The organism is Xanthomonas sp. GPE 39, assembly GCF_000963005.1.
In the GTDB taxonomy this organism is placed as follows: Bacteria; Pseudomonadota; Gammaproteobacteria; order Xanthomonadales; family Xanthomonadaceae; genus Xanthomonas_A.
Window position 1 is genome coordinate 1,538,047 of record NZ_JZHZ01000007.1, and the last position, 11,852, is coordinate 1,549,898.

General features: G+C 62.7%; 12 protein-coding genes. 3 read left to right on the plus strand and 9 right to left on the minus strand.

Features of this window, described 5'->3' with window-relative positions; genetic code table 11:
* The first annotated feature begins 11 nt into the window (after positions 1-11).
* On the plus strand, positions 12-1,331 hold the full coding sequence (locus XALGPE39_RS06415; RefSeq protein WP_045727469.1) for a nitrate/sulfonate/bicarbonate ABC transporter ATP-binding protein: 1,320 nt from the start codon (positions 12-14) through the stop codon (positions 1,329-1,331).
* 46 nt (positions 1,332-1,377) lie between these two features.
* Here the strand turns inward: XALGPE39_RS06415 and XALGPE39_RS06420 are convergent, their stop codons facing one another.
* The 5 genes from XALGPE39_RS06420 to XALGPE39_RS06440 form a co-directional block, all read right to left on the minus strand.
* Positions 1,378-1,689: a hypothetical protein gene (locus XALGPE39_RS06420; protein ID WP_045727470.1), complete on the minus strand. Its 312-nt coding sequence runs from the start codon at positions 1,687-1,689 to the stop codon at positions 1,378-1,380.
* A gap of 123 nt (positions 1,690-1,812) precedes the next feature.
* Complete coding sequence (locus XALGPE39_RS06425) at positions 1,813-3,003, minus strand: methyl-accepting chemotaxis protein (RefSeq protein ID WP_045727471.1); 1,191 nt, start codon at positions 3,001-3,003, stop codon at positions 1,813-1,815.
* A gap of 138 nt (positions 3,004-3,141) precedes the next feature.
* Positions 3,142-3,756: a high frequency lysogenization protein HflD gene (gene hflD / locus XALGPE39_RS06430; protein ID WP_045727472.1), complete on the minus strand. Its 615-nt coding sequence runs from the start codon at positions 3,754-3,756 to the stop codon at positions 3,142-3,144.
* Positions 3,753-4,946, minus strand: a complete 1,194-nt coding sequence (mnmA, locus tag XALGPE39_RS06435) for a tRNA 2-thiouridine(34) synthase MnmA (protein WP_045727473.1) — start codon at positions 4,944-4,946, stop codon at positions 3,753-3,755. Before mnmA ends, hflD begins: the two co-directional genes overlap by 4 nt.
* Positions 4,943-5,395, minus strand: coding sequence for an NUDIX hydrolase (locus tag XALGPE39_RS06440; RefSeq protein ID WP_045729017.1), 453 nt, complete (start codon positions 5,393-5,395; stop codon positions 4,943-4,945). Before XALGPE39_RS06440 ends, mnmA begins: the two co-directional genes overlap by 4 nt.
* 150 nt (positions 5,396-5,545) lie before the next feature.
* On the opposite strand from XALGPE39_RS06440, the gene clpS reads away from it, so the two are divergent.
* Positions 5,546-5,866 (plus strand): ATP-dependent Clp protease adapter ClpS, encoded by a 321-nt coding sequence (clpS, locus tag XALGPE39_RS06445; RefSeq protein ID WP_045729018.1) that lies wholly within the window; start codon positions 5,546-5,548, stop codon positions 5,864-5,866.
* A 127-nt stretch (positions 5,867-5,993) separates the two neighbouring features.
* Positions 5,994-8,279 carry an ATP-dependent Clp protease ATP-binding subunit ClpA gene (gene clpA, locus XALGPE39_RS06450; protein ID WP_045727474.1) on the plus strand — a complete coding sequence of 762 codons (2,286 nt, stop codon included), beginning with the start codon at positions 5,994-5,996 and terminating at the stop codon, positions 8,277-8,279.
* 126 nt (positions 8,280-8,405) lie between these two features.
* Here the strand turns inward: clpA and infA are convergent, their stop codons facing one another.
* The 4 genes from infA to trxB form a co-directional block, all read right to left on the minus strand.
* A complete protein-coding gene (infA, locus tag XALGPE39_RS06455; protein WP_004425677.1) occupies positions 8,406-8,624 on the minus strand; it encodes a translation initiation factor IF-1 in 219 nt (72 codons plus the stop codon).
* A 93-nt stretch (positions 8,625-8,717) separates the two neighbouring features.
* Positions 8,718-9,455 (minus strand): leucyl/phenylalanyl-tRNA--protein transferase, encoded by a 738-nt coding sequence (gene aat, locus XALGPE39_RS06460; protein WP_045727475.1) that lies wholly within the window; start codon positions 9,453-9,455, stop codon positions 8,718-8,720.
* Positions 9,456-9,478: 23 nt separating this feature from the next.
* The gene (locus tag XALGPE39_RS06465) at positions 9,479-10,609 is read right to left on the minus strand and encodes a GNAT family N-acetyltransferase (RefSeq protein ID WP_200893907.1); all 1,131 of its coding nucleotides are present in this window, start codon (positions 10,607-10,609) and stop codon (positions 9,479-9,481) included.
* 99 nt (positions 10,610-10,708) lie between these two features.
* On the minus strand, positions 10,709-11,677 hold the full coding sequence (gene trxB, locus XALGPE39_RS06470) for a thioredoxin-disulfide reductase (RefSeq protein WP_045727477.1): 969 nt from the start codon (positions 11,675-11,677) through the stop codon (positions 10,709-10,711).
* Positions 11,678-11,852 lie beyond the last annotated feature (175 nt).

An 11,852-nucleotide genomic window follows, 5' to 3' on the forward strand; every position in this document is an offset into this window, starting at 1 on the left:
GGAGACCGATCATGAGCTTTTCCGCAAGCGCTCCCGAGCGCGCACCGCTGGTCCGCGTACAGGGTGTGCGCAAGAGCTACGACAAGGGTGGGGCGACACCGTTGGTGGTGCTGGAGGACGTCGACCTGACCCTGAACTCCGGGCAGATCGTCGGTTTACTCGGCCGTTCCGGTTCGGGCAAGTCGACCTTGCTGCGCGCCATCGCCGGCTTGCTGCAGCCCAGCGCCGGCAGCATTGCCTTCCGCGACGCTGCGCCGAATCAAGCGCCCGACGACATTGCGATGGTGTTTCAAAGCTTCGCGCTGTTCCCATGGTTGACCGTACTGCAGAACGTGGAAGTCGGGCTGGAGGCGCGTGGGGTGGAGGTCGACGAACGGCGCCGCCGCTCGCTGGCGGCGATCGACCTGATTGGCCTGGATGGCTACGAGGGAGCCTATCCGAAGGAGTTGTCCGGAGGCATGCGCCAGCGCGTGGGTCTGGCGCGGGCGCTGGTGGTGCGACCGAAGCTGCTGCTGATGGACGAGCCCTTCTCTGCGCTGGACGTGCTGACCGCCGAAACCTTGCGCACCGACCTGCTGGATCTGTGGTCGGAAGGACGTATGCCGATCGAATCGATCCTGATGGTGACCCACAACATCGAGGAAGCGGTGTTGATGTGCGACCGCATCGTGATCTTCGGCGCCAATCCGGGCCGGGTGATCGGCGAGATTCAAGTCACCCTGCCGCAACCGCGCAATCGACTTGCGCCAGCGTTTCGCGCGCTGGTCGACGACATCTATGCGCGCATGACCGCCAGTCCGCAGCGTCCACAGGCACGCGAGGGCGTCTTTCCTGGCAGCGGCATTGCCATGGTGCTGCCGCGAGTGTCGAGCAATCTGCTGGCTGGCTTGATCGAGGCGGTCGCTGCCGAGCCCTACCATGGCCGCGCCGACCTGCCACCTCTAGCGGCCGGTTTGCAATTGGAAGTCGACGAACTTTTCCCGATTGCCGAGACCCTGCAATTGTTGCGCTTTGCCGTCTTCGAAAAGGGCGATCTGCAGTTGACCCCAGCAGGGCAGCGTTTCGCCGAACTCGGCACCGATGCGCGCAAGCAACTGTTCGCCCAGCATCTGGCCACCTATGTGCCGCTGGCCGCGCACATCCGGCGCGTGCTCGACGAGCGTCCAGCACACCATGCACCGGCGCGACGTTTCCGCGACGAGCTGGAGGATCACATGTCGGAGGACTATGCGACGGAAACCGTGCAGGCGGTGACCAGTTGGGCGCGTTACGCCGAGTATTTCGCCTACGACAAGCAGGCCGACCTGTTCTCGTTGGAAAACCCGAGCTGAAGGGCGCGCGACGCAGCGACCTCAACGTGACAGCGGCGAGGATCGCTCAGTCGATGTCGTGCAAGACAAAATTGATGATCGGTTCCGGCGTGCCGGCAGCGTCGATGTCGGTTCCGTTCAGTCCCATGTCCCAGGCCAGACTGGCCCAGACGCTGTCGTCAATGCAGGCGTTCTGCGGCGTGGAGGGACGGGCAATCTGCATCTTGTGCAGCTCGGCCTGGGCCAGTGTTTCCAGTTGGCGCAGGACGCTGCCCGTGTGCTGACGCAGCGGCACTGCTGGAGCAACTGCGTCCGCTGCCGGTGCGCATGTATCGCTCGGTACTGTGTCGCTCGTATCGCTGCGCGCATCGCAGGACATGACCGCACCTCTGGGAAGGGACTGGAAATGCATCGGCTAGGCCAAGCGAGTAGGGCATAGACGACACGCCCCGGTAGAACCGGGGACGTGTCGATTCATAGTGTGGAAGCGATCAAGCCAGACTCAGAACAATTCCACCGTGCCTGCGCCCATGCTCTGCTGCGCCACCGGCTTGTGCGGCGGGCGCTCCCATTCCGTGCGCATATCGCGCAGACGCTTGCCGACCCGCTGCAGCGCATCGATCAGTTCGCTGTCGAATACTCCGCCATTGCGGTGCAACAGTTCCTGCAGGGCCACCGCTTCGCGGTTGATCGCGGCCAGACGGTCCATGTGGGTATGCACGCCCCCCAGCGCCTGGGTCGCGATGTCCTCGAACTGCAGGGCGCGCACTGCTTCGGCGACACTGCTGTCGATGGAGCGGCCGCATTCGGAAATCTCGCGCATGCTGTCGCCGAGGGAGTGATTGATCGCCGCCACGTTATCGAGCATCGCCGCAGCCTCGGCGCGTGCCTCGCGGGAGCGGTCCATGTCGCGCGAGGCCATGTGTGAGACCGTCTCGCGCACCTTGGCGATGGCGTCCTTGGAGCTGTGCGCCAGCTTGCGTATCTGTTCGTTGAAGGTGGTGGAACGCTCGGACAGATTGCGTACCTCGTCGGCCACCACCGCGAAGCCGCGGCCCGCTTCGCCAGCGCGCGCCGCTTCGATGGCCGCATTCAACGCCAGCAGGTTGGTCTGGTCGGCGATCGACTTGACATCCTCCAGCAGGGCGAAGATGCCGTCCAGGTGCTGCGACATGTCGTCGATGTAGTGCACCGTGGTGCTGCTCTGGCCGCTGACTTGTTCCAGTGCTTCCACCAACTGTTCCATGCGCTGGCTGGCATGTTGGGCGAACCGGGCCACGTCCACCCCGGCGCCGCCTTCTTCGCCAGCACGATCCACGATCCGTGCCAGCGCCACGCTCTGCTGACGCGATTTACGATTCATTGCCTCGAAGCTGTTGCCTAAGCCGCTGACCGCCTGGCGGATCAGTTCGCGGGCACGTTCGATATCCCCGCGCGATCCATCGATCTCATTGCCTACGAAGCTGCGCAGCTCGTTCAGTAATTGATCCTGTTCACGCATGATTTTGGCCTGTTCCGGCGAGCGCCGGCCTTGGCTGTAGATGGTCCAGGCGGCGAAGCCCAACCAGCTCAACGTCATCGTGGAGAGAATGGCCCAACGGACCGGGGCTGGCCAATCCAAGCCGGCAGCGATGGGGAACAGCAACGTCAGGGCAAGCGGAGCGGCCAGACGGATCAGGAGGCGTGAATACATGGACGTTCTCGGCAAAGTCACGATTGCTGTATCGGCCGCCCCCTGCTGCTCTTTAGGTGCGGACTGGCGTTAATCGTCTTAAGGCTATCGGATCCATTAACGTATCTGGCGAGTATTTGATGGCAAAAGCGTTGAGGTTCAGCGCAATGCCCGGTCTACGGCTTCACGCATGCGCCGCTTGGCCAGGAGGAAATCCCACAAACTACCGCCCAACTGCCGCCACAGGACCGCAGAGCGCACTGCGGCCAACAGCAGAGCACGGATCTCCGCGACCACCCCGGCCTGACCGAGATAATGTGGATTACCCTGTACCATCACCCGAGGACGTAAGTGGCTGATAGTCTGAGCATAGAGCTGGCCCAGTGCTTCGATTACCTCAGGATGCGTACTGTCGCCATGCCGTTCCAGCAGTAAAGCGGCCCCAGTGATGCCGCGGCTGATTTTGCCATCGGTTTCGGTGTCGCTGACGAGACGACGCTCCAGTTGGATGACCGCCAGCGCCAGGCGTGGTAACACCTCGTCCTGACCCTGATTGCGAAAGTATTGGTGCAATAGGCGCATGCCAGGCACCAAGTCGCTGCGGTGGCCGTAAACCGCCTCTGCGCTCGGTGCATCGATCCGGAACACGCTGTCGAGCAGAGTGCGGACCAATGATGCCTCCGAGTGGCCGGTTTCGGCGATACGGCGTACCTGCTGCAGGGCCTGGGCCATGCCTGCCAGCGCCAGCATGCGCGTATCCATGGTGTCGATCATCGGTTGGTGTCCTCGTGTGTTGCAGTCGCCCGCTGCGCCAGACGGCGCTCCAGCGGGGCATCGGTGGTGGCGATCACGGCCCCGCCTAGGCACTCTTCGCCCTGGTACAGCACCAGGGATTGTCCCGGCGTCACGGCCCGTTGCGGACGCTCGAAGCGTACCGTCAGGGTGCCATCGTCGCTGACTTCGACCATGCACGGTTCGTCGGCCTGCCGGTAGCGGGTTTGCGCACGACATGCGAAATGCCGCGCTGGTGGCGCGCCGGCAATCCAATGCGCGTTTTCCGAGCGCAGTTGCGTGGCCATCAGATGGGGGCTGTCGCGGTCCTGGTCGACGTACAGCACATTGCGCGCCACATCTTTGCCGATCACGTACCACGGCGCTGCGGCCCGACCGCGCACACCGCCGATGTTCAGGCCTTCGCGCTGGCCCAGGGTGAAATAGAACACGCCGGGGTGCTCGGCCACGATGTGCTCGTGCGGGTCGCGGATCTCTCCGCGCCGGGCCGGCAGGTAGCGGCTCAGGAATGTGCGGAAGTCGCGTTCGCCGATGAAACAGATGCCAGTGGAGTCCTTCTTGGCGTGGGTCGGCAAACCCGCTTGGCGGGCGATGCGTCGCACCTGTTCCTTGGGCAGCTCGCCTACAGGGAAGAGGGTCGCAGCGAGTTGCGCCTGGCCCAGCTGGTGCAGGAAATAGCTTTGGTCCTTGTTGCGATCCAGCCCGCGCAGCAGCCGCCAACGACGATCAGTAAATGTCACCCGCGCATAGTGGCCTGTCGCGATGCGCTCGGCGCCAAGGTCGCGTGCCGCGTCCAGGAAATGCTTGAATTTGACCTCGCGATTACACAGCACGTCCGGATTGGGAGTGCGCCCGGCGGCGTATTCGGCCAGGAAGTGCGCGAATACGCCTTGCCAGTACTCCTTTGAGAAGTCGCGAAAATGGAATGGAATGCCGAGCATGCCGCAGACCGCCACCGCATCGCGTCGGTCGGTCTCGGCGCGGCATGCGCTCGCTTTCGGTTTCCCGCTTTCGGCGTCGCTCGCTCCTTCTTGCGCATCGACGCTGCCGTCGTCGGCCCAGTTCTGCATGAACAGTCCGGACACCGCGTGCCCCTGTTGCACCAGTTGCCAAGCCGCGACCGACGAATCCACCCCTCCTGAGACGCCGACCATGATGTGTGGTGCGCTCATGCCAACTGTCGCACCAGGTCTAGTGGGTAGCGTTGCCCTGCAAGGAAATCGGCCACGGTCTGCCACACCAACGGACTGCGCCAGCGCGGTTGGGCGCTCTGCAACTCGGCCGGAGTCATCCAAAGCGCGCGCACGATACCGGTATCCAGCGGCCTGTGCGGGTGGTGTTCCAGCGGATCGGCAGCAAACGCGAAGCGTAGGTAATGGCGGCCGTTATCAGCCTTCCATTGGTAGGCACCGATAAATGCGCTGGGGCGTACCTGCCAGCCGGTTTCTTCCAGCGTCTCGCGCACAGCGGCCTCCACCAGGCTCTCGTCTGGCTCCAGATGACCCGCAGGTTGGTTCAGTACCAACGCGCCGCCAATGGCTTCTTCCACCTGCAGCAGGCGGCCATCGTGCGCCACGATGGTCGCCACGGTCACATCCGGCTGCCAGTGGGACGCTGCCAGTGTCGTCACAACGCATCCTTGCGGTCGTTGAGTTCGGTATCCATCGCAATTGTCGAATGCATGCGAAGCGCCATCGGAGGGGAGAGAATTGTGCGGGCAGTGATGGCGATCGTCCAATCCGGCCGGACAGCGGGCGTATATAATTGCGCTATGCCCCGTAAGAATTCCCCTGAGCACGACCATGGCGTCATGGTAGAGACCGGTAAGCCGGAGACTGCCCGCCCGCCGATGTACCAGGTGCTTTTGCTGAACGACGATTACACCCCGATGGAGTTCGTGGTGACCGTGTTACAGCAGTTTTTCGCCTTGGATCTTGAGCGCGCCACCCAGGTGATGCTACATGTGCATACGCGCGGCCGCGGGGTGTGCGGCTTGTATACCCGTGAGGTGGCTGAATCCAAGGTGGCTCAGGTGAACGAGTTCTCGCGGATGAACCAGCACCCGCTGTTGTGTACGATGGAAAAAACCTGATAGTGCTAGGCGTATGTGATCGGCCTGCAAGGACTTACTAACGCTGTCTGAACACACTGATCCGATACGGTTGTGGTAATTCGCAACTCAAGCCAAATATTGTCGGCAATAGACGTCGGAGTGAATCATGTTCAGCAAAGATCTAGAGCAGACCATCGGCCAGTGCTACAAGCGCGCCAGGGAAGCCCGTCACGAATTCATGACGGTCGAACACCTGCTACTGGCTTTGCTCGATAATCCCTCTGCGCAAGCTGTGCTCAAGGCATGTGGAGCGGACGTTGATCGCCTGCGCAACGATCTGGAACAAGCCATCGACGCCTCGGTGGCGCGGCTTGCCGAAGATGACGGTCGCGATACCCAGCCGACGCTGGGATTCCAGCGGGTTCTGCAGCGTGCCGTCTACCACGTGCAGTCCTCCGGCAAGAAAGAAGTCACTGGCGCCAATGTGCTGGTTGCGATCTTCGGCGAGAAGGACTCGCATGCGGTGTATTTCCTGAACCAACAGGACATCACCCGGCTGGATATCGTCAATTACCTTTCCCACGGCATCGCCAAAATGGGCGAAGAGGGCGAACATGCTGCGCCATCCGTCGATGGAGAAGCCAGAAGCGAAGTGGGCGAGGGCGAGCCTAAAGGCGATGCGCTTGCCGAGTTCGCCACCAATCTGAACGAACAGGCGCGCAATGGTCGGATCGATCCTCTGGTCGGCCGTGCCGACGAGATCGAGCGCACCATCCAGGTGCTATGCCGCCGTCGCAAGAACAACCCGCTCTACGTGGGTGAGGCGGGTGTCGGTAAGACCGCGATCGCTGAAGGCTTGGCCAAGCGCATCGTCGAAGGCAGCGTGCCCGAGGTGCTGGCCGATGCGGTGATCTTTTCTCTGGACCTGGGCGCCCTGGTCGCCGGTACCAAGTACCGTGGCGATTTCGAAAAACGCCTCAAGGGAGTGTTGAGTGCGTTGAAGAAGGTGCCCAATGCGGTGCTGTTCATCGACGAAATCCACACCATCATCGGTGCTGGCTCGGCATCCGGCGGCACCATGGATGCCTCCAACCTGATCAAGCCAGCGCTATCATCGGGCGAATTGCGTTGCATTGGCTCGACCACCTTTCAGGAATATCGCGGCATCTTCGAGAAGGACCGGGCGCTGGCTCGACGCTTCCAAAAGATCGACATCGTCGAGCCGACGGTGGGCGAAACCTTTGAAATTCTGCAAGGCCTCAAGCCCAAGTATGAGGCGCATCATGGCGTGACCTACGCCGATGAAGCGCTGCAGGCAGCCGTTGACCTATCGGTCAAGCACATCGGCGACCGCTTGCTACCGGACAAGGCAATCGACGTGATCGATGAGGCCGGCGCGCGGCAGCGGCTGCTGCCGGAGGGTGAGCGCAAGGAATTGATCGACATCGAGGAGATCGAAACCATCGTCGCCAAGATGGCGCGGATCCCGGCCAAGCAGGTCAGCGCCACCGACAAGGACGTGCTGCAGCACCTGGAGCGCAACCTCAAGATGGTGATCTTCGGTCAGGACCCGGCCATCGAGACACTGGCGTCGTCGATCAAGTTGGCGCGTTCGGGCCTGAGCAATCCGGAGAAGCCGATTGGCAATTTCCTGTTTGCCGGTCCCACTGGCGTCGGCAAGACCGAGGTGACCAAGCAACTGGCGCTGCAGTTGGGGATCGAACTGGTGCGCTTCGACATGTCCGAGTACATGGAGCCGCATTCGATCAGCCGGCTGATCGGCGCTCCTCCAGGCTATGTCGGTTTCGACCAAGGGGGCCTGCTGACCGAGAAAATCGTCAAGACACCGCACTGCGTGCTGTTGCTGGACGAGGTGGAGAAGGCCCATCCGGACATCTTCAACATCCTGTTGCAGGTCATGGACCGCGGCATGTTGACCGATACCAACGGACGCGAGGCCAACTTCAAGAACGTGATCCTGGTGATGACCACCAATGCCGGCGCGACCCAGGCCTCGCGGCGCTCGATCGGTTTCACTCAGCAGGATCACTCCACCGACGCGATGGAGATCATCCGCCGCAGCTTCACGCCGGAATTCCGCAATCGTCTGGACGCTGTTGTGCAGTTCGAAGCGCTGGCCTTCAACCACATCCTGCGCGTCGTCGATAAGTTTGTGATCGAACTAGAGATGCTGTTGCAGGAAAAGCATGTCTCCTTGTCGGCCACGCCAACCGCGCGCGACTGGCTGGCCCAGCACGGCTTCGACCCATTGATGGGGGCACGCCCGATGTCACGCTTGATCCAGGACAAGATCAAGCGTCCATTGGCCGACGAGTTGCTGTTCGGCAAGCTGGTCAATGGCGGTCGTGTCACCATCGACGTTCGCGATGGCGAGCTGGTGGTGGACACACAGGCCGAGCCGGAGCGCCTGCTGCCGGCGACGGTGGACTGAGGTCAAAGCTGCGCCAGCGACGACAGCAAATCCGTTGTCGCTGCGCTAGCTTCCCGGTTGGCGTGTGATGTCGCAGACGTGAAAAGGCGGCCGCCGGCCGCCTTTTCGCTATCCGCGCCGCAGGGATTACTTCATGCGGTAGGTGATCCGACCCTTGGTCAGGTCGTAAGGCGTCATCTCGACCTTCACCCGGTCGCCGGTGAGGATGCGGATGTAATTCTTGCGCATGCGTCCGGAGATGTGGGCGATGATCTCGTGGCCGTTTTCCAGCTTGACCCGGAAGGTGGTGTTGGGCAGCGTCTCGCTGACGGTGCCTTCGAATTCGATGGAGTCGTCTTTCGACATGTAATCCTGTGCGATTCGTGTGCGGCCAATGGCCTTAAGAGCGGGAATTCTACTCGCCCTGCTCGGGTCATGCAAAGTTTGCGTTAATCCCGCTCAGGCGCCGGCAATGTCTATCACTGCCAGATCCCCGAATCGCTGGGTCCACGATGCAGTTTCGGTGGATGCCGCGACGAGCGGCGCGATCTCGGCGAGAAATCGCGCACGCGGCCATTTCTCGGCACCCAGGCTGAGTAGGTGCGGATTTTCCACTTGCGCATCGATCAGCGGCCAGCCCCATTCGTGCAGACGCATCGCCAGTGCCGCCAGGGCCACCTTGGAGCCACCGCTATGCGCACTGAACATGCTCTCGCCGAAGAACATGCGCCCGCGTGCCACCCCATAGAGACCACCGACCAGTGTAGTGCCATCGAAGACTTCCACCGAATGGGCATGTCCGTCACGGTGCAGGGTCACGTAAGCGTCGCGCATTTGCGTGGTGATCCAGGTGCCATCCTGGCCGGGCCGGGGTGTCTGCGCGCAGGCGTCGATCACCTGCGCAAAGGCGGTGTCGGCACGGACAACCCAGGGCGACTGCCGTAGCCAGCGACGCAAGCGCGAGGACAGCCGCACCCCGTCGCTGCGGAACACCGTGCGCGGATCAGGGCTCCACCACAGGATAGGTTGGCCGTCGGAGTACCAGGGGAAGATGCCGTGCGCATAAGCGGCGAGCAGGCGTGTGGGGGTCAGGTCGCCACCGAGCGCGAGTAATCCGTCCGGATTGCGCAAGGCCCGTTCAGGTGGCGGGAACGGAGCGGTGGGGTCTGCTTCCAGTAGGACGGGAAGACGGGGCACTGTGAGTAACCTGGATGACCGGCTCAGCCGTCGTGGCGAAATGGCGAGGAGCGCTGCAGCGCCTGTGCCTGTTCGTGTACCGCCGTGCGCTCCTGTGCACACCAGTCTGCCAAAGGCGCGCGGAATCCGGGATCGGCGATCCAGTGGCGGCTGCGAACCAGGCGCGGCAGAAAGCCACGGGCGATCTTGTGCTGCCCCTGTGCGCCGGGCTCGAAGCGGGTCAATCCCTCGCGCAAGCAGTAGTCGATGCCCTGGTAGTAGCAGGTCTCAAAGTGCAGGCCTGGTAGGGGCGCGCCGCCCCAATAACGGCCGTACAAGGTATCGCCGCCACGCAGGCAAATGGCTCCGGCCACTGCAATCCCTTCATGAATTGCTAAAAATATCAAAAGTTTGCGAGGAATTTCTCGTGCAAGATGTGAGAAGAATTCGAGCGTCAGTGCCGGCGAGTTGCCATAGTCCTCGAAGGTACGCAGATAGAACCCATGCATCGCCTGCAGATCGGCGGCCGTGGCCTCGTCGCCATGCACGACGCGGAACTCGATCCCCGCGCGCTGCACCTTGGCCCGCTCCTGGCGGATATTCTTGCGGTGTTTGTGATCCATCGCGCCCAGGTAATCGTCGAATTCAGTCCAGCCGGCGTCGTTATGCCATTGATATTGCACGTCGTGACGTGCCAGCCAGTCCTCGCCGAACGCAGCGTCTTCCTCGGTGCAATGAAAATTCACGTGCGCCGAGGACAGGCCGCTGCTTTCGGTCAGGGCCTGTATCGTCTCCAGCAGTTCCTGCCGCGTTAGTGCGTCGTTCGCCAACAGTCGTGGCCCGGTGACGGGCGAGTAAGGCACGGCGCACAGCCATTTGGGGAAATAGTTCTGGCCATAGCGCGCGTAGGCGTGTGCCCAGGCATGGTCGAACACGAATTCGCCGTGCGAGTTGCTCTTCAGATAACCCGGCGCGGCGGCGACCAAGGTGTCCCCGTCCCAGAGGGTGAGATGCAGCGGACTCCAGCCCCAGTCCGGGCGCAGGCAGCCGTGCCGTTCCAGCCCTTCAAGGAATGCATGGGTGACGAACGGGTTGCGACCGTCGTGCAGTGCGTCCCAAGCGGCTGCAGGCACCGCGTCGAGCTGGCGTAACCAGCGCACCCGGCTCATGGCGATGGCCTGTGCGGCGGCTCTGCCCGCCGCAAGGGCAGGCAGATGCGGGTGCGCAGTAGTGCGGCAGGAGTCCGTCGCATTCGGCTAGCGCGTGGGGCTGACTCAGGCACTCTTGTCCAGATAGCGCTCGGCGTCCAGCGCGGCCATGCAGCCGAAGCCGGCGGAGGTGATCGCCTGGCGATAGTGCTGGTCGGCGACGTCGCCGGCGGCGAAGACGCCTGGCACCGAGGTTTCGGTGGCACCGCCGGCCAGGCCGGAGCGAATTTCCAGGTAGCCGTTGTGCATGGTCAGTTGGCCATCGAACAACTGGGTGTTTGGATGATGGCCGATGGCGACGAAGAAGCCCTGGGCCTGCAGTTCGCGCATGCTGCCGTCGAGGACGGATTTCACTCGCACTCCGCTCACCCCGGCGTCGTTACCGAGCACCTCGTCCACCGCATGGTGCCAGATGGTCTCGATCTTGCCCGCGGCGACCTTGGCGAACAGCTTGTCCTGCATGATCTTTTCCGCGCGCAGGGTGTCGCGGCGATGCACCAGATAGACTTTGCGGGCGATGTTGGACAAGTACAGCGCCTCTTCCACGGCCGTGTTGCCGCCGCCGACCACGACCACATCCTGATCCTTGTAGAAGAACCCATCGCAGGTGGCGCAGGCGGATACGCCACGGCCCTTGAACGCTTCTTCCGAGGGAATCCCCAGGTACTTGGCGGTGGCGCCGGTGGCGATGATCAGCGCGTCGCACGTGTAGTCGCCGCTATCGCCGCTGAGCTTGAACGGACGCTGCGACAAGTCGGCCGTGTGGATGTGGTCGAAGATCACTTCGGTCTCGAAGCGTTCGGCATGCGCCTGCATCCGCGCCATCAGGTCTGGTCCCATCAGGCCATGGGCGTCGCCCGGCCAGTTGTCCACTTCGGTCGTGGTCATCAACTGGCCACCCTGCTGCAGGCCGGTGATGACCACCGGCTTGAGGTTGGCGCGCGCGGCGTAGACCGCGGCGGTCCAGCCGGCGGGGCCGGAACCCAGGATCAGAAGGCGTGAATGCTTGGCAGAATGGGGGGCAGAGGGGCTCATGTATACTCGCGAACAGGGTGAAGTGGTGGCGGAATCGTGGCATTGCGCCAACTCCGGCGATGGTCCATAGAGTGGCGGCCGGTCTGGGACGAATCAAGCTGTGCTGTGGAAACGCTGCGGCATGCAGTGCCATGACGCCAGCGCTTGCGTTCGCGTGCATGTTCGCCGATCCATG